Consider the following 18419-nt stretch of genomic DNA (forward strand, 5'->3'; position numbering starts at 1 on the left):
TTATTTTTTATTTAGAAGACAAAAACAAATTATTTTTAAGCACTTTTTTTTTTTTTCGTTTCCTTATTTCCTTATTAATTAATAGTATGAGAGAAAGAATTCAATCAATATCTTTATACAGAACCAGAATTTATTACTTGTTTCCTTTTGTCTATAATAGGTAACTGCAACTCTTTTTTTAATTCATTTTAATACAAAAATGCAACCACTTTTTTATTTTACAAATGTGTAATTACATACACATAACTAATGAACATAATTGTAAATTATTTAAGTAATTGACTATGTTACATAAGTAAATCAACGTTTTAACTATGTTTTTTATATGATAATCCCTACTCTATCAAAATAAGATTAATGTAAAACTAACACTCTTTCGATGCGCTTTACATATGTATATTAAAATAAATGTAATAATACCATTGATTTTCTTTTACATTTGTGTATATTTGTATCAAACAAGTAAATATAATAATTGTAATCACTATAATTATGGAAATGGAAATTTTAACTAGATTAAAAAAAATACTTTCTCATTATAATTTAACATCATCAACCTTTGCTGATACAATAGATGTTCAACGATCTAGTATTTCTCACCTTTTATCAGGAAGAAATAAACCAAGTTTAGATTTTATTATGAAAACCGTCAATAAATTTCCTGAAGTTGATTTATATTGGTTTTTATATGGTGAAGGTGTTTTCCCTAAAGAAGAAAAAAAGAAAGAAATTATAGCTGAAGTAGTTATTGAACCTGAAAAAATAGAATCAAAAGAAGTTAATATTAATAAAAAAGAAAGCCCTACTCTACTCTCTGATATAGAAGTTTCAACAGATAAAACGGTTGAAACTGAAATAAAAAACAGTAAAAAATTAGTAAAAATTGTTTTACTATATAATGACGGTAGTTTCAATGAATTTAATCAATAAAAAAAAGCGTAGCAATTTTAAATTGCTACGCTTTTTTTTATTGATATATTTTAATTAAGTTAACATTCCTCCGTCAACAGATAATGTTTGTCCTGTAATATAAGCACTCATATCAGAAGCTAAAAATACACATGCATTTGCAATATCTTTTGGAGTACCTCCTCTTTTTAAAGGAATTTCACTACGCCAAGCATCTACAACTTTTTCATCTAACTTTGCTGTCATTTCAGTTTCAATAAAACCAGGAGCAACTACGTTACTTCTAATATTTCTTGAACCTAATTCTAAAGCAACCGATTTAGAAAAACCTAAAATTCCAGATTTAGAAGCTGCATAATTTGTTTGACCTGCATTTCCTTTTAACCCAACAACTGAACTCATGTTAATAATAGAACCAGCACGTTGTTTCATCATTGGTCTAATAACTGCTTTTGTTAAATTAAAGACAGATTTCAAATTAACATTAATAACTTTATCAAAGTCATCTTCAGAAATACGCATCAATAAATTATCTTTTGTAATACCCGCATTATTTACAAGTACATCAATTGTTTTAAATTCCTCTAAAACATTTTTTGCTAATTCTTGAGCTGCATCAAAATCAGCAGCATTAGATTGGTATCCTTTAGCTTTTACACCTAAATCTGATAATTCATTTTCTAAAGCATTTGCTGCTTCAACTGATGAACTATAAGTAAACGCAACATTACATCCTTGGTTTGCAAATTCTAATGCAATACCTCTACCTATTCCTCTAGTAGCTCCTGTAATAATTGCTGTTTTATCTTTTAAAAGTTTCATGTAATTTATTATTTTAAGAAATCAAATATAAAAATAAAACTTAGTTAATACTCTTAATAAATATAAAGTATAAATAATCTATGTTTTATTTTTTTTTCGTGTTATTTTTTACGAAAAAATTAGTGATTATAGTATCCAAATAATTTAGTTATAGGCTAAATTATTTTTTAAAAATAATCTTATTAAATAATAAAGTTTAGTTATAGGCTAAAATTTATTAAGTAGTAACTTTACAAATATATAATTTTTTTTCATAGTTGTATACTTACTTCTTCTATTTTATAAACATAAATAATAAAATAAATATCATTAAAAAACCAGTAAAGCTAATTACTGGTTTTTAATATTTTACAAATTTTAAGTTAATTTATAAAAAACAACTTGAAATTTATTTTACTAATAATTTATTAGAAGGTTTAAACTTAGTTAAGTTAATTCCTTTTACTGCTGTAATGTATTCTTCAAGAGAAGGAATTCTTCCAAGTATTGTAGATAAAACAACAACAGGTGTAGATGAAAGTAAAGATTCACCTTTTTTAGCATCAGTATCTCTTACAACTCTTCCTTGAAATAAACGAGTTGAAGTTGCCATTACCGTATCTCCTGCTTCAGCCTTTTCTTGATTCCCCATACAAAGACTACAACCTGGACGCTCTAAATATAATTTATTTTCATATTTAGTTCTTGCAATTGCTTTTGGAGCATTATCATCAAATACAAATCCTGCATATTTTTCTAATACTTCCCAATCACCTTCTGCTTTTAATTCATCAACAATATTATATGTTGGTGGTGCTACAACTAAAGGAGCTTTAAATTCTACTTTACCTTGTTGCGTTTCTAAATTTTTTAGCATTTGTGCTAATATTTGCATATCTCCTTTATGAACCATACATGAACCAACAAAACCTAAATCTACTTTTTTAGTTCCTCCGTAAAAAGATAAAGGTTGAATATTATCATGTGTATAACGTTTAGATACATCTTCATTATTTACATCTGGATCAGCAATCATAGGTTCAGAAATTTTATCTAAATCTACAACTACTTCTGCATAATATTTAGCATCTGCATCTGGTTTTAATGCTGATTTAGTTCCTGTTTTAATTTCTTTAATACGATTATTAGCTTTATCGACTAATCCTTTAAGGTCTTGTTTCGGATTATCCATACCTTTATCAATCATGATTTGGATACGGTCTCTAGATATTTCTAATGATTCAATTAAAGTTTCATCTTCTGAAATACAGATAGAAGCTTTTGCTTTCATTTCTGCTGTCCAATCTGTAAATGTAAAAGCTTGATCTGAAGTTAACGTACCAATATGAACTTCAATAATTTTTCCTTGAAAAACATTTTCTCCTTCAAACTGATTTAACATTTGTTCTTGAGTAGCATGAACTACATCACGGAAATCCATATAAGATTTCATTTCTCCTTTAAAAGTTACTTTTACAGATTCTGGAATTGGCATTGTAGCTTCACCAGTAGCTAATGCTAAAGCAACTGTTCCTGAATCTGCTCCAAAAGCAACACCTTTTGCCATTCGTGTATGTGAATCTCCACCAATAATAACATCCCAATCATCAACTGCAATATCATTTAATACTTTATGAATCACATCTGTCATTGCATGATATTTCCCTTCAGGGTGACGTGCAGTAACTAATCCGAAGTCATTCATAAACTTCATTAATCTTGGAATATTAGCTTTTGACTTATCATCCCAAACAGAAGCTGTGTGACATCCTGACTGATAACCTGTATCAACAATTGGAGAAATTACAGTAGCTGCCATCATCTCTAATTCCTGAGAAGTCATTAGACCTGTAGTATCTTGAGACCCTACAATGTTTACCTCTATACGAACGTTAGAGCCTGCGTGTAAAATTTTACCAGGTGTAGTTCCTACTGCATTTTTATTGAATATTTTTTCAACAGCTGTTAAACCTTGTCCATCAATAGATACTTCTTTAGAAGTTGCATATACTTGAGGAACATCAATTCCTAAAACTTTACAAGCAAATGATTGTAGTTTTTTACCAAAAACAACAGCATAAGATCCTTTAGCTTTAATAAACTCCATTTTTGGTGGCGTTAAAGCAGTAGAAATATCTTTTAATTCTTTGTCGCCTTTATATAATTTCTTTGTTTTTGTATTTATAGTAAAAACAGTACCAGTTGCGACAGAGTATTCTTCTTTTAAAACTGCATCTCCTTCTTCATCAAGAATAGTATTCCCGTCAGCATCTTTCTGTTTTACCCAATTTTTTAAATCGATACCTATTCCACCAGTAACTCCAACTGTTGTTAAAAAAATTGGAGCAATACCATTTGTTCCTGCAATTACTGGAGCAATATTAATAAATGGTACATATGGGCTTGAAGAAATACCTGTCCATAAAGCAACATTATTTACACCAGACATTCTTGAAGAACCAACTCCCATTGTTCCTTTATCTGCAATTAACATTACACGTTTATTCGGGTGTTGCTCTTTTAAAGCTAGCAATTCTTTTTGCATTTCTTTATTATGCTCAAACATAGATTGACCATGTAATTCACGATCTGATCTAGAGTGTGCATCTGCTCCTGGAGATAATAAATCTGTTGAAATATCACCAATACCAGCTACAAAAGTAACTATTTCAATTTCTTCGGCAACATCAGGAAGCTTTGTAAAGAACTCAGCCTTGGCATAACTTTCGATAAGTTCTTTAGCTATTTCATTTCCACTTTTGAAAGCATTTTCTAAACGAGCCATATCTGCTTCATAAAGAAAAACTTGAGTTTTTAAAACAGTGACAGCTTGTTTAGCTAAATCTAAAATTGTACCTAATGCTAAATCTAATAATACATCAATAGAAGGACCTCCCTTCATATGTGATAATTGTTCAAAAGCAAAAGAAGGTGTTATTTCTTTAATAATTGATTCTCCTAAAATAATTTCTTTTAAAAACTTTGCTTTTACTACAGCAGCACTTGTTGTTCCTGGTAAAACATTATATATAAAAAAGTTAAGAGAATTTTCTCTATACTCATTATTTATATCTTTAATTTGTGCAATGATTTCGCTTAGTAATTCAGCACCATCAATTGGTTTAGGATGAAGTCCTTGATCTTTTCTTGATTCAATTTCCTTTATATAATCTTTATACATATTCATAAAAGATTTGTTTTTAAAGTTAATAGCTTACTTTTAAACCTTCTAAAGGTGTTACACTTTTTTTGATTTAGAGTATTTTTTTTGATACATCAATATCAAAAAAGCTATATAAAAAGTTAAGTTAATTTTTGTGATACAAAAGTACTATTTTTAACTCAATTTTAAAAGATAAACAACAAACTAGCGTAAATACTATTTTAAAAATAATTTAAATGGTTAAAAAAAAGAATTATATAATTAATGAATACCTAAATGTTAATTTTTTAATAAATATGTAATTTAAAATCCTTAAAACGATTTATATTTTAAGGATTTTAAATTAAAAAAGCAGACCATTAAGCTGGATTCTGTTCCTTATAAATAAGGCTCTTATCATTTATCTAGTTTTACAATTACTCGTAAAATCAATCTGCCTACCCCTTAGAATCGCGCGAGTAGCGCTCAAGCTCTAATGTACATGACATTGCACCGTATAGAGTTTACCTGGTTTCACTACAGCATTACCTGTACATTCTTTCTGCTGCACTTGTCCTCGGCTTACGCCGGACGGTTGCTATCCGCTATACTACTCTGTGGTGTCCAGACTTTCCTACTTATACTAAATATAAGTCGATAAGATTGGTCTGCTTAAATTTTTTATAAAATTCACTTCTTTCATAAAAAAAACCCACTCAATAAATTGAGTGGGAAAATTGCTATGAAAAAGAAAAAGTGTCTATAACGTCTTATAGACACTGCAAATATATAACTCTTTTTAACATTACACAACTAAAACAATAAAAAAAATAAAATATTTTATTTTTTTACCTAAATAAGAGAAGGTGTTTTTCCTTATTTTCAGATAGTATTAATTATTTTCAATAAAAAACAGAACCTTAGCCCCGATTGAAGTAACTGTTTGAGCTCTTTTTTATTTTTCTTTTCGAAAAAATAAAAAAAGCGAGTGCGGAAAGCGGGAAATTGCTACTAATTCAAAAATAAAAAATTGTGCTAGAGCCTGTTTAAATTTTAACTAAAGTGTTTTTTTTAACATTAACCGTCATTCTAAATTTATTTGAGCATCACATAAAGCGAAGATTTACGGGAAATCAGGATGCGAAACTGAACTAAATTCAGTTTGACGGATTCTATTTTTCAGTTATAAAACATGTTTAAATGAAATTTAAGATAAGAAGATTTGTAAAATAAAAAACCCACTCAAAAATGAGTGGGTTTTAAAGTATTATCAGAAAAAAATGACTGAATATTTATGTTTATTATGAAAACATATCTTTTACTTTCTCAAAAAATGATTTATCAGATTTTTGAGGGTTTGGACTAAAATTGTCATCACCTTGCATTTGTTCAAAAAACTTACGTTGTTCTTTGGTTAACTCTTGTGGAGTCCAAACATTAATATGAATTAAGAAATCACCAATACCATAACGTTCTATACTTGGTAACCCTTTTCCTTTTAATCTTAAAATTTTACCAGATTGTGTTCCAGCTTCAATTTTTATTTTTACTTTTCCTGTAACTGTTTCTACTTCTTTAGAAACACCTAAAACAGCCTCAGAAAAATTAATATATAAATCGTGGTGAATATTACTTCCTTCTCTTTTTAAATTTTCATGAGGAACTTCTTCGATAACGACTAATAAATCTCCTGGAATAGAATTTTTACCAGGTGCTTCATTTCCTTTTCCTCCAACTTTTAATTGTACTCCTTCAGAAACTCCTTCAGGAATATTAATAGAAACTGTTTCTTCTTTAACAATTAAACCTTGTGCATCTGCTCCACTAGGTTTACTGTTTAATATTTCACCAGCTCCTTGACACGTACCACAAGTAACTGCCTGTTGCATTCTACCTAAAATGGTATTTGTAACACGCATTTGTTGTCCGCTACCATTACAAGTTGTACATGTTTTATAAGTAACACCTTCTGCTTGAACTTTTCTACGAACTTTTACTTTCTTTTCTACTCCTGTAGCAATTTCTTCTAAAGTAAGTTTTACACGAATACGCATATTAGATCCTTTCACTCTAGCTTGTCGCTGACCTCCGCCACCGCCAAAACCGCCGAAGCCACCGCCTCCGCCGCCAAAAATATCACCGAATTGATTGAATATGTCATCCATATTCATTCCACCGCCGCCAAAACCGCCGCCGCCACCACCTTGTGGACCGTCGAACGCTGCATGACCATATTGGTCATAACGTGCTTTTTTATTATCATCACTAAGAATTTCATATGCTTCTGCACATGATTTGAATTTCTCTTCAGCAGTTTTATCATCCGGATTTTTATCTGGGTGATATTTAATTGCCATTTTACGATATCCTTTTTTTATCTCAGGTTGTGATGCTGATCTTGAAATACCTAATATTTCGTAATAATCTTGTTTTGCCATTTTTATGCTATTCTGTCATTGTCAATATAATGAAGTATTTTTTTGAAAAAATAGTACTTCGCATTTGCAAAGCTATTGCTTTGAAATTCTTTGTAATGACTTATTGTTTATGCTTGTCCTACTACCACTTTTGGGTGACGGATAATTTTATCTCCTAACTTATACCCTTTTTCTACACAGTCAATAACTTTACCTTTTAAGTCATCTGAAGGTGCAGGAATTTGTGTAATAGCTTGGTGTACATCTGCATCAAAATCATCACCTGCTTTTACAGCTACTGCTGTTAAACCTTTTTGCTCTAAAGTAGCTACTAATTTTTGTTGAATTAATACTACTCCTTTACTAAACCCTTCTTTATCATCTTCAACATGTACTAAAGCACGTTCTAAATCATCCAAAATTGGCAGTAAAGCTGTCATAACTTGTTGCCCTGCTGTTTTGAAAAGCTCTACACGTTCTTTAGAAGTACGTTTTTTATAATTTTCAAACTCAGCAAATAAACGTAAATATTTATTTTTTTCAGCTTCTAATAAATCTTCTGTTGTAGGTTCTAAAGATATTTTCTGTGCTTCTTCAGCATCTTTTTCTTTAGAAGAACCTTCTGTTTCTTCTATATTTTCTTCTACTACTGTTTTATCAATTGCGTCTTTTAACTCGTCTTCTTTTGTATATTGATCTTTACTCATTGTAAATAGTTTCTTTAGTTTCTTCAGCATACTTTTATCAATAATATTGCCAATAAAAAAATCGTGCCATGTTGACACGATTTTAATTATTTTAATTTTTTATTAATCTTCTATTCTTTCTATTTTAGCTCCAATAGATTTTAAACGAGCTTCAATATTTTCGTATCCTCTATCAATTTGCTCAATATTATTAATAATACTCGTTCCTTTTGCTGATAAAGCTGCAATCAATAATGAAATTCCTGCACGAATATCTGGCGAAGTCATTTTAGTAGCTTTTAACATTGATTTAAAATCATGTCCTATAACTGTTGCTCTGTGTGGATCACATAAAATAACTTTAGCTCCCATATCAATTAATTTATCGACAAAAAACAAACGACTTTCAAACATTTTTTGATGAATCAATACAGTTCCTTTTGCTTGAGTTGCTAATACTAAAACAATACTTAGCAAATCTGGAGTAAAACCAGGCCAAGGAGCATCCGCTACTGTTAAGATTGAACCATCAATATAATTTTGAATCTCGTAACTATCTTGTGCTGGGATAAAAATATCATCACCTCTTTTTTCTAGCTGAATTCCTAGTTTTCTAAATACATTAGGTATTTGTCCTAAATTTTTCCAACTAACATCTTTAATTGTTAATTCTGAACGTGTCATTGCTGCAACACCAATCCAACTACCAATTTCAATCATGTCAGGTAATACTCTGTGTTCACAACCGCCTAAAGATTTTACTCCTTCAATAGTTAATAAATTAGAGCCTACTCCTGATATTTTTGCTCCCATTGAATTCAACATTTTAGATAATTGCTGAATATAAGGTTCACAAGCGGCATTATATATAGTCGTAGTTCCTTTTGCTAAAACAGCTGCCATTACAATATTTGCTGTTCCTGTTACCGATGCTTCATCTAATAACATATCAGTTCCTACTAAACCATTTTCGGCTTCTACACCGTAAAAGTATTCTTCTTTATTATATCTAAATTTCGCACCTAAATTAATAAAACCCTCAAAATGAGTATCTAAACGACGTCGACCTATTTTATCACCTCCTGGACGAGGAATATATCCTTTTCCAAAACGAGCTAATAAAGGACCTACAATCATTATAGAACCTCTTAAAGAGCTTCCATCTTTTTTAAATTTTGCTGATTCTAAATATTTTAAATTGATATTATCAGCTTGAAAACTATAAGAATTTGCTCCTAGTTTTTCAACTTTAACACCTAATTCACCTAAAATAAAAATCAGTTTATTTACATCAATAATATCAGGAATATTATTAATTGTTACTTTATCAGGAGTTAATAAAACTGCACATATAATTTGTAGTGCTTCATTTTTTGCTCCTTGAGGTGTAATTACGCCATTAAGTTTGTGACCTCCTTCTATTTTAAATGATGCCATTTTTTATTTTTTTCTATATTTATTATTAGTAGTATAATTTGATTTTGTCTTTGAAGAATTTTTACTTGTTGATTGTCCTTGACTACTACGTTTTCTTAGTAAATTTTTACTTTCTGATAATACTTCTTTCGACTCTCTTAAATCTATCTTTTTATCAGATAAATCATATAAATGCTTAAAAATAACAGCATCATCAACGGTATCTTTATTCCAATTTAAGTAACATTTTTTCATATGATTAGCAATGGTAAATACCAAAGCTTCTCTTTTTTCACCTTCTTCCCAAGTTAAGGCGATGTTAATCATTGTTTGGATATTATTTCCATAATAACGATATCTTGAAGCCGATTTTGGGTAATCCATTTTTTGAGGCTTCTCTGTTAATTCTTCTTTAGAAGGAATTTCATAAGGAGAATCAGCATCTAATTTAAAATCAGCAATAATATGTAACTGATCCCAAAGTTTGTGTTTAAAATCAGGAACATCACGTAAATGAGGTTGTAAATTTCCCATTACATCTACAATTGCTTTTGCCATTACATTACGCTCTTCTTTAGTTTCTAAAGCGATGCAATGATTTATTAATTTTTGTATATGTCTTCCATATTCTGGAATTATTAAGTGATCTCTTTCTGAATTGTATTCTAAATCAAACGTCATTTCTCTATATTTATGTATGCAAAATAGGTAATTATTACGAACAAATACGTTATCCGATTACCTTTAGTTTTGCAAATTGTAATAATAATTTCTTTTTACCTACAGTACCAAATTTAATCTCGGCTTTTCTGTTAGGTCCTTTCCCTTCTAATGCAATTACTTCACCAGTTCCAAAACGGTTATGCTCTACAAAATTACCAATATTAATTTCTCCTGAAAATAAATTGATTGGTATATTTAATTGAGGCTTTATTTTCAGTTTACTTTTTGAAGGTATTAAATTAGGCTTTTCTTTTTTAGATATAAATTCTTTTCGTTGTTTTTGTATTGGTTTTTCAAATCTTATTTTTCTAGAAAAATCATTTGTATCAAACAAATCATCATCCATAAATCGATTTTCTAGTCTTCCTGAAATTTTAGGTGATAAATACTCTACAAATTCAGGGGCGATTTCTTCTAAAAAACGACTAGGATCTCCATCTGTTAATTTTCCCCAACGATAACGAGTTTTTGCATATGTTAAATAAGCAACTTTTTCAGCTCTAGTTAATGCAACATAAAACAAACGACGTTCTTCTTCTAGTTCACTACGAGTATTCATACTCATTCCCGAAGGAAACAAACCTTCTTCTAAACCTACAATATATACATACGGATATTCTAATCCTTTTGATAAATGAATTGTCATTAATGAAACCATCGGTGTATCATCAGTTTCACTATCAAAATCTGTTGCCAATGCCACATCTTCTAAAAATATAGGTAACGATGCATCATCTCCTGTTTCAATTTTATCTGTAATAAAATCTTTTATACCATTTAATAATTCCTGAATATTTTCAACTTTATTTACACCTTCTTGTGTACCGTCTTTTTGTAAATCTTGAACTAGTTCAATTCGTTTTACGACTAAATCAGCAATTTCAAAAGCATTCATTTTTTGCGCTTCTATTTGAAAACGCTGAATCATTCTTGTAAAATTAGCTAATTTATTTTTAGTTCCTGCATTTATTTTTAAATCGATGGTATTTATATTTACCAAAATATCAAAGATTGATTTATTATAATGATCAGCAGCTATTGCTAATTTATCCATAGTAGTAGCTCCAATTCCTCTTGCTGGATAATTAATAATTCGCTTTAATGCTTCTTCATCATTCGGATTTATTAAAATACGTAAATATGATAATAAATCTTTTATTTCTTTTCGTTGATAAAAAGAGATTCCTCCGTAAATTTTATATTTGATATCTTTTTTACGCAAAGCATCTTCCATTGCTCTTGATTGCGCATTGGTTCTGTATAAAATAGCAAACGAATCATTTGTTAATTGATGCTCTTCTTTATTCTCTAAAATAGATTGTGCAACAAAACGACCTTCTTCACCATCAGAAATAGTACGCATTATTTTAATGCTTTCACCTGCATCATTTGCAGTCCAAACTTCCTTATCTAACTTTGTTTTATTTTTATCGATAACACTATTTGCAGCTTCTACAATATTATTTGTTGATCGATAATTTTGTTCTAGTTTAAAGGTTTTAACATCAGGATAATCTTTTTGAAAATTTAAAATATTATTGATGTTAGCTCCACGGAAACTATAAATACTTTGCGAATCGTCACCAACTACACAAATATTCTGAAAACGATCAGCCAAAGCTTTAACAATTAAATATTGTGAGTGATTTGTATCTTGATACTCATCAACCATAATATATTTAAAACGATTTTGATATTTAGCTAACACCTCAGGAAAACGGGTTAATAATTCATTTGTTCTTAACAACAAATCATCAAAATCCATTGCTCCAGCTTTGAAGCATCTATCAACATAAGCTTTATAAATATCACCTACTCTAGGTCTTCTAGCTTTTAAATCGGCTTCTTGTAATTCTGGATTCAAAGAATAAGCACGAACAGTTATTAAACTATTTTTAAAAGATGAAATTCTACTTAAAATTTGTTTTGGTTTATACTGTTCTTTATCAAGTTGCATTTCTTTAATAATACTTGATATTAAACGAACAGAATCTTGCGTATCATAAATTGTAAAATTAGAAGGATACCCTAAACGGTCTGATTCCGATCTTAAAATTCGAGAAAAAACAGAATGAAAAGTTCCCATCCATAAATTTTTAGCCTCACTAGTTCCAACAACTCCGCCAATACGTTCTTTCATTTCACGTGCTGCTTTGTTTGTAAATGTTAGCGATAAAATATTAAAAGAATCAATTCCTTGTTCCATTAAATGAGCAATACGATAAGTTAAAACTCGTGTTTTACCAGATCCTGCTCCTGCTATAATTATCATTGGGCCATCTTTTTGTAAAACGGCTGCTCTTTGTGGTTCGTTAAGTTGCTCTAAATAAGTATTCAATAGAAAAAGTTTGTAAGAATTTTGAATTTGGAAATTTAACCATTCTTTTAGGTTATATAAAGAATGTCGCTTATTTTTTTATTCAAAATTTTTAAGTGCCTTGAAAAAGTTCTAAAAATTAATATTATTTTTTAGATTGATAAAAAATTAATTTAAAATTTGGAGTGGCAATTTTAATAGGACTTGTATATTCGCATTATGGAAGATAAAATTATTGAAGGATTAGCATATGCATTACCCGCCATGGTAACGGGCGGAGTCGCTTATTTTATATTAGGAGCTTTTATGAAAAAAGACGATGATGTAATAAAATTTAATGCCTTAGTTGACAAAAAACGAGAAAGTTTACCTATAAAACTTCAAGCTTATGAACGTTTACTATTATTCTGTGAACGTATAAATCCTACAAAGTTATTAGTTAGAGTACCTCCTATCGGAAATGATACCAATAGTTACTTACAATTATTAATTGCTAATATTGAACAAGAGTATGAGCATAATATGGTACAACAATTATATGTATCCGAAGATAGTTGGAAAGCAACTGTAGCAGCAAAATTAACTATAATTTCGAAACTTCGAAAAACAGTTGAAACTTCGGAAACAGCAAAAGATTTACGAGAAAGTGTTTTAATTTATTATTCTCAAAATGAAAACCCAACACAAACTTCAATTGCATATTTAAAGCAAGAAGTAAAAAAGTTGATTTAATTACCTTATAAACGATATCAAAAAAAAACATCAATGAGCTTTTCATTGATGTTTTTTATCTTCTATAAATAATATTTTTATTTTACTTCCTCGTAATTATCATCCCAGTTTTGAGGATTTGCTTCTCCTAGTTTACCTACCGATTTAGCAACTAAAGTAGCAACTGTTGCATCACCTGTTACATTAATAACAGTTCTACACATATCTAAAGGTCTATCAACAGCAAAAATTAGAGCTAATCCGATAGCTAATTTATCCGCAGGAAAACCTACCGATTCTAATACAATTACTAACATCACCATACCAGCTCCTGGTACTGCTGCCGAACCTATTGATGCTAATAATGCTGTTAATATAATTGTTAATTGATCTCCAAAAGATAAATCAAAACTTAATGCTTGTGCTATAAATACAGCGGCTACAGCTTGATATAAACTTGTTCCATCCATATTAATGGTTGCTCCTACTGGCAATACAAAACTAGAAACTTCTTTATCAACTCCTACATGTTCTTCAACACGTTCCATTGTTACAGGTAAAGTTGCGGCACTTGAACTCGTAGAAAATGCTAATAATTGAGCAGGACTTATTTGTTTTAAAAACCAAATTGGATTCTTTTTTGTAAAGACACTTATTAAAACCATATAAAAGGCAACCATAATTAATAATCCTCCAATTACTGTAAAAGCATATTTCAATAATGCAAATAACAAATCAGGATCTTTAGATGATACAACTACTGTTGCTAATAATGCAAATACAGCATAAGGTGCTGATAACATAATTAAATCAACCATTTTTAAGACAGCTTCATTTAATGAGTCAAAAAAGTTTTTTAATGGTTTCGATTTTTTTTCTCCTATTAATAACATTGATATTCCTAAGAAAATAGTAAAGAAAATTACCTGTAACATTGATTTGTTACTTCCCATTGCTTTTATAGCATTATCAGGAACCATATCAACTAAAAACTGTAGAGGTCCACTTGATTTTTGTTTACTAGCTTCGGCTATTTTAGCTTGCACTCCTCCGCTATTTGCGTATGTTTCTGTTAATCTGGTAATAGTTTCTTCTGATATTCCATTTCCAGGTTGTACTATATTAACCAATGCTAAACCTATAGTAATAGCTACAACTGTAGTACCAATATAAATAACCATAGTACGTAATCCAATATTTTTAAATTTAGATATATCTTTTAAGTCAGATATTCCTTTTATCAAAGAAGCTATAATTAATGGTACTGCTATTAATTTTAATAGTTTGACAAAAATTGTACCTAGTGGTTTTATCCAATTACTTACAAAAGAAACACCTCCTTCTATAAATGTCATTCCTATTCCAAATAAGATACCTATAATCATTCCTATTAATATCTGCCAATGTAAAGCTAGTTTTTTCATTTATTGATTTATTTTTTTAAAAGCTGTAAGGTAAAATAAAAAATTAAAAAAATGTGACGTTTAATTCGTAACTTGTGTCTTAATTATTGATAACGTATTACTAATCTTATTAAAAATAAAAAAATGGCAGGAATTTTAGACTTATTAAACAGCGACTTAGGTAAATCAATTATATCAGGAGTAGCAGGATCAACAGGACAAGATACTAACAAAACAAATAATGTTTTAACAATGGCTTTACCTGTATTAATGAAAGCAATGCAACGTAACTCTTCTACACCAGAAGGTGCTCAAGGTTTAATGGGTGCTTTAAATAAACATGATGGTGGTATTTTAGATAATTTAGGTGGATTATTTGACGGTGGCGTAAATGCTGATGTTTTACAAGATGGTGGAAATATCTTAAAACATGTTTTAGGAAATAAACAACAAGGTGTAGAACAAGTTATAGGTCAAAAATCAGGAATGGATTCTAATGCTGTAGCTAGTATTTTAAAAACAGCAGCTCCTTTATTAATGGGACTTTTAGGAAAACAATCTCGTCAAAATAATATTGATAATTCAAATGATTTAGGAGGTATGTTATCAGGTTTACTTGGTGGTAATTCTTCGGATAAAGAACAAAATTTTTTAGAACAAATTTTAGACGCCGATGGGGATGGTAGTATTGTAGATGATGTTGCTGGTATGCTTTTAGGTGGTGATAACTCTCAAAGTTCTGGAGGAGGAATACTTGGAGGATTATTAGGAGGTATTTTTGGTAAAAAATAATTTACAATTTTTATATATCAAAAAGGGTAAACATTTGTTTACCCTTTTTCTTTTAATTACTTTTGCATTCATGAAAAAATTAAAACAACGTTGGGGTTTAAAAACTAATTGGGATGTAATTGCGGTTATAATCGTATTTTCTATTAATGGTTCATTTGCCTCTTGGGTTGCAAAGCCTATTACTGCTTTTTTAGGGCTATCTCCTGATACGACTTCACCATGGATTTATTGGCCTTTACGTATTTTACTTATTTTTCCTATTTATCAAACAACATTACCTTTAGTAGGATGGTTTTTTGGGCAGTTTAAATTCTTCTGGGCTTTTGAAAGGAAATTTTTAAGCCGTTTAGGTTTAGGTTTTCTTTTCAAAGATTAAACTTAAGATTATAAATAATTTTAAAGGATATAAAATAAATTTTTTAGAGCCTATTTAAATTTTATTCAATAATAAATATCTGAATGACATAGCCAAACTACTGTTCTTAATAATTTCACATATAGACCCAGACCCATCCCATAATAGGCAATAATAATTATTTTCTCACACAGAACTTAGGTCGTATTTTAATTATTTTTTATCAATAATAAAATGGCTTTACTATTGTGAACATTGGCAACCATAACCATTACATCTAAAACTAAAATAAACTCGTTTTTATGAGTTTATCAGAAAAAATGCGACGTTGTTTTATGTTTATACCTTTTTATTCTGTCAAAACCATTTATTTAATTTTTTAAAGAAACGAACTTAATTATCCTATCTATTACCCCTAAACTAGGGGATAAAATAAATTTTTACTACTATTAATTCACTTAATAATAAAATCAAAATAGTCTAAATCTGACTACTTAGAATAGTAGTAAATTTTTTAATATAAAATAAATAATAACAGCCTTTTAAATTAATTAAAATTTGTGGTGAGGATTTTTTTTATTTAGTTAAGTTTTAAGCAGTTTTTTTTAAGCAGTTTTAAGCAAAAAAAACCTCAATCTAAAAAGATTGAGGTTTTAAAAGAAAGGCAACGACCTACTCTCCCACCATTGGCAGTACCATCGGCGCAAATGGGCTTAACTTCTCTGTTCGGGATGGAAAGAGGTGAGCCCCATTGCGATAATCACCTTAAAATGTTTCAGTATATTTCAACTGTATAAGTTAACATATTGGTAAAAATTATATCGTAAATAATCAAAAGAGTTGGTGCTTGCGCCCTTTCGAGCGCAAGACTTCTACATAAGCCTATGGGTTATTAGTAATACTCGGCTATGACATTACTGCCTTTACACCTGTATCCTATCAACGTGGTAATCTTCCACGACCCTTTAAAGAAATCTCATCTTGTGGTGGGTTTCGCGCTTATATGCTTTCAGCGCTTATCCCTTCCCAACGTAGCTACTCTGCAATGCTCCTGGCGGAACAACAGATACACCAGAGGTTAGTTCAACTCGGTCCTCTCGTACTAAAGTCAAATCCACTCAAATTTCTAACGCCCACAGCAGATAGAGACCGAACTGTCTCACGACGTTCTGAACCCAGCTCGCGTGCCACTTTAATGGGCGAACAGCCCAACCCTTGGGACCTTCTCCAGCCCCAGGATGTGACGAGCCGACATCGAGGTGCCAAACCCCCCCGTCGATGTGAGCTCTTGGGGGAGATCAGCCTGTTATCCCCGGAGTACCTTTTATCCTTTGAGCGATGGCCCTTCCATGCGGAACCACCGGATCACTATGCTCTACTTTCGTACCTGATCGACCTGTATGTCTCTCAGTCAAGCTCCCTTATGCCATTGCACTCTACGCACGGTTACCAAACGTGCTGAGGGAACCTTTAGAAGCCTCCGTTACTCTTTTGGAGGCGACCACCCCAGTCAAACTACCCACCACGCACTGTTCTCATTGCTGAGTTAGATTCTAGATAAGCAAAGGGTGGTATTTCAAGGGTAACTCCACAACGCCTAGCGACGCCGCTTCATAGTCTCCCACCTATCCTACACATTACTTATCCAAAACCAATACGAAGCTATAGTAAAGGTTCACGGGGTCTTTTCGTCCCGCTGCGGGTAATCGGCATCTTCACCGATACTACAATTTCACCGAGCTCATGGCTGAGACAGTGTCCAGATCGTTGCACCATTCGTGCAGGTCGGAACTTACCCGACAAGGAATTTCGCTACCTTAGGACCGTTATAGTTACGGCCGCCGTTTACTGGGGCTTCATTTTATTGCTTCGCCGAAGCTAACAACTCCACTTAACCTTCCAGCACCGGGCAGGTGTCAGGCCTTATACATCATCTTTCAATTTAGCAAAGCCCTGTGTTTTTGATAAACAGTCGCCTGGACCTTTTCACTGCGGCCCATCCGAAGATGGGCGACCCTTCTCCCGAAGTTACGGGTCGATTTTGCCTAGTTCCTTAGCCATGAATCACTCGAGCACCTTAGAATTCTCATCCCAACTACCTGTGTCGGTTTACGGTACGGGTTCTCATAATCTGAAGCTTAGAGGTTTTTCTTGGAAGCCTTTAGGCACACTATCAACGCATCCGAAGATTTGTTGTACTATCACATTTCACCTAGATCTGCGGATTTGCCTACAGTTCTAATAGCTACATGTTTCAACGAACTATTCCGTCAGTTCGCGGTGCTTTCATTACTCCGTCACCCCATCGCAATTATAAGAAGTACAGGAATATTAACCTGTTATCCATCGACTACTCCCTTCGGATTCGCCTTAGGACCCGACTAACCCTCAGCTGATTAGCATCGCTGAGGAAACCTTAGTCTTTCGGTGAGGGGGTTTCTCGCCCCCTTTATCGTTACTTATGCCTACATTTTCTTTTCTATCCGCTCCAGCATCCCTTACAGAACACCTTCGGCGCAAATAGAATGCTCCCCTACCACTTATACAAAGTATAAATCCATAGCTTCGGTAATATGTTTATGCCCGATTATTATCCATGCAAAACCGCTCGACTAGTGAGCTGTTACGCACTCTTTAAATGAATGGCTGCTTCCAAGCCAACATCCTAGCTGTCTAAGCAGTTTCACCTCGTTAGTTCAACTTAACATATATTTGGGGACCTTAGCTGATGGTCTGGGTTCTTTCCC

12 protein-coding genes, 2 rRNA genes and 1 other RNA gene (1 of these 15 cut by a window edge) are annotated in these 18419 nt (G+C 31.3%); 4 read left to right on the forward strand and 11 right to left on the reverse strand.

All coding sequences use genetic code 11. From position 1 onward, the window contains the following. Window positions 1–492 precede the first annotated feature (492 nt). Window positions 493–930: a helix-turn-helix transcriptional regulator gene (locus AB0T67_RS02335; RefSeq protein WP_369218984.1), complete on the forward strand. Its 438-nt coding sequence runs from the start codon at window positions 493–495 to the stop codon at window positions 928–930. A gap of 54 nt (window positions 931–984) precedes the next feature. On the opposite strand, the gene fabG is transcribed toward AB0T67_RS02335, so the two are convergent. From fabG to AB0T67_RS02375, 8 genes are all read right to left on the reverse strand, one after another. Further along, the gene (fabG, locus tag AB0T67_RS02340; RefSeq protein ID WP_271231972.1) at window positions 985–1731 is read right to left on the reverse strand and encodes a 3-oxoacyl-[acyl-carrier-protein] reductase; all 747 of its coding nucleotides are present in this window, start codon (window positions 1729–1731) and stop codon (window positions 985–987) included. A 388-nt stretch (window positions 1732–2119) separates the two neighbouring features. After that, a complete protein-coding gene (locus AB0T67_RS02345; protein ID WP_369218985.1) occupies window positions 2120–4897 on the reverse strand; it encodes a bifunctional aconitate hydratase 2/2-methylisocitrate dehydratase in 2778 nt (925 codons plus the stop codon). 320 nt (window positions 4898–5217) lie between these two features. Further along, window positions 5218–5527, reverse strand: an RNA gene (gene rnpB, locus AB0T67_RS02350) — RNase P RNA component class A. Between the two features lie 626 nt (window positions 5528–6153). Then, entirely contained in the window at window positions 6154–7290 is a 1137-nt protein-coding gene (gene dnaJ, locus AB0T67_RS02355; RefSeq protein WP_369218986.1) for a molecular chaperone DnaJ, read from the reverse strand. 107 nt (window positions 7291–7397) lie between these two features. Further along, window positions 7398–7976 carry a nucleotide exchange factor GrpE gene (locus AB0T67_RS02360; RefSeq protein ID WP_271231969.1) on the reverse strand — a complete coding sequence of 193 codons (579 nt, stop codon included), beginning with the start codon at window positions 7974–7976 and terminating at the stop codon, window positions 7398–7400. 102 nt (window positions 7977–8078) lie between these two features. Further along, on the reverse strand, window positions 8079–9392 hold the full coding sequence (murA, locus tag AB0T67_RS02365; RefSeq protein ID WP_369218987.1) for a UDP-N-acetylglucosamine 1-carboxyvinyltransferase: 1314 nt from the start codon (window positions 9390–9392) through the stop codon (window positions 8079–8081). 3 nt (window positions 9393–9395) lie between these two features. Then, window positions 9396–10052 carry a DUF4290 domain-containing protein gene (locus tag AB0T67_RS02370; RefSeq protein ID WP_271231967.1) on the reverse strand — a complete coding sequence of 219 codons (657 nt, stop codon included), beginning with the start codon at window positions 10050–10052 and terminating at the stop codon, window positions 9396–9398. 49 nt (window positions 10053–10101) lie between these two features. Further along, window positions 10102–12432, reverse strand: coding sequence for an ATP-dependent helicase (locus AB0T67_RS02375; RefSeq protein WP_369218988.1), 2331 nt, complete (start codon window positions 12430–12432; stop codon window positions 10102–10104). Between the two features lie 198 nt (window positions 12433–12630). Here AB0T67_RS02375 and AB0T67_RS02380 point away from each other — a divergent pair, with 198 nt between their 5' ends. Further along, complete coding sequence (locus AB0T67_RS02380; protein WP_271231965.1) at window positions 12631–13143, forward strand: DUF7935 family protein; 513 nt, start codon at window positions 12631–12633, stop codon at window positions 13141–13143. A 77-nt stretch (window positions 13144–13220) separates the two neighbouring features. Here the strand turns inward: AB0T67_RS02380 and AB0T67_RS02385 are convergent, their stop codons facing one another. Beyond that, window positions 13221–14546 (reverse strand): dicarboxylate/amino acid:cation symporter, encoded by a 1326-nt coding sequence (locus AB0T67_RS02385; protein ID WP_369218989.1) that lies wholly within the window; start codon window positions 14544–14546, stop codon window positions 13221–13223. Between the two features lie 123 nt (window positions 14547–14669). Between AB0T67_RS02385 and AB0T67_RS02390 the strand changes: the two genes are divergently transcribed. Then, complete coding sequence (locus tag AB0T67_RS02390; RefSeq protein WP_369218990.1) at window positions 14670–15317, forward strand: DUF937 domain-containing protein; 648 nt, start codon at window positions 14670–14672, stop codon at window positions 15315–15317. A gap of 70 nt (window positions 15318–15387) precedes the next feature. Further along, entirely contained in the window at window positions 15388–15693 is a 306-nt protein-coding gene (locus AB0T67_RS02395; protein WP_369218991.1) for a DUF6787 family protein, read from the forward strand. A 638-nt stretch (window positions 15694–16331) separates the two neighbouring features. On the opposite strand, the gene rrf is transcribed toward AB0T67_RS02395, so the two are convergent. Together rrf and AB0T67_RS02405 are read right to left on the reverse strand one after the other, a co-directional pair. Then, window positions 16332–16440, reverse strand: a 5S ribosomal RNA gene (rrf, locus tag AB0T67_RS02400). A gap of 105 nt (window positions 16441–16545) precedes the next feature. Continuing rightward, window positions 16546–18419, reverse strand: a 23S ribosomal RNA gene (locus AB0T67_RS02405) (it continues 1002 nt past the right edge of the window).

Source organism: Tenacibaculum salmonis (genome assembly GCF_041053065.1).
Taxonomy (GTDB): domain Bacteria; phylum Bacteroidota; class Bacteroidia; order Flavobacteriales; family Flavobacteriaceae; genus Polaribacter; species Polaribacter pacificus_A.

Bases quoted from the DNA above. Each gene is read 5' to 3' on its own strand.
- AB0T67_RS02335 (WP_369218984.1), top strand. From the start codon at position 493: ATGGAAATGGAAATTTTAACTAGATTAAAAAAAATACTTTCTCATTAT.
- fabG (WP_271231972.1), bottom strand. From the start codon at position 1,731: ATGAAACTTTTAAAAGATAAAACAGCAATTATTACAGGAGCTACTAGA.
- AB0T67_RS02345 (WP_369218985.1), bottom strand. From the start codon at position 4,897: ATGAATATGTATAAAGATTATATAAAGGAAATTGAATCAAGAAAAGAT.
- dnaJ (WP_369218986.1), bottom strand. From the start codon at position 7,290: ATGGCAAAACAAGATTATTACGAAATATTAGGTATTTCAAGATCAGCA.
- AB0T67_RS02360 (WP_271231969.1), bottom strand. From the start codon at position 7,976: ATGAGTAAAGATCAATATACAAAAGAAGACGAGTTAAAAGACGCAATT.
- murA (WP_369218987.1), bottom strand. From the start codon at position 9,392: ATGGCATCATTTAAAATAGAAGGAGGTCACAAACTTAATGGCGTAATT.
- AB0T67_RS02370 (WP_271231967.1), bottom strand. From the start codon at position 10,052: ATGACGTTTGATTTAGAATACAATTCAGAAAGAGATCACTTAATAATT.
- AB0T67_RS02380 (WP_271231965.1), top strand. From the start codon at position 12,631: ATGGAAGATAAAATTATTGAAGGATTAGCATATGCATTACCCGCCATG.
- AB0T67_RS02385 (WP_369218989.1), bottom strand. From the start codon at position 14,546: ATGAAAAAACTAGCTTTACATTGGCAGATATTAATAGGAATGATTATA.
- AB0T67_RS02390 (WP_369218990.1), top strand. From the start codon at position 14,670: ATGGCAGGAATTTTAGACTTATTAAACAGCGACTTAGGTAAATCAATT.
- AB0T67_RS02395 (WP_369218991.1), top strand. From the start codon at position 15,388: ATGAAAAAATTAAAACAACGTTGGGGTTTAAAAACTAATTGGGATGTA.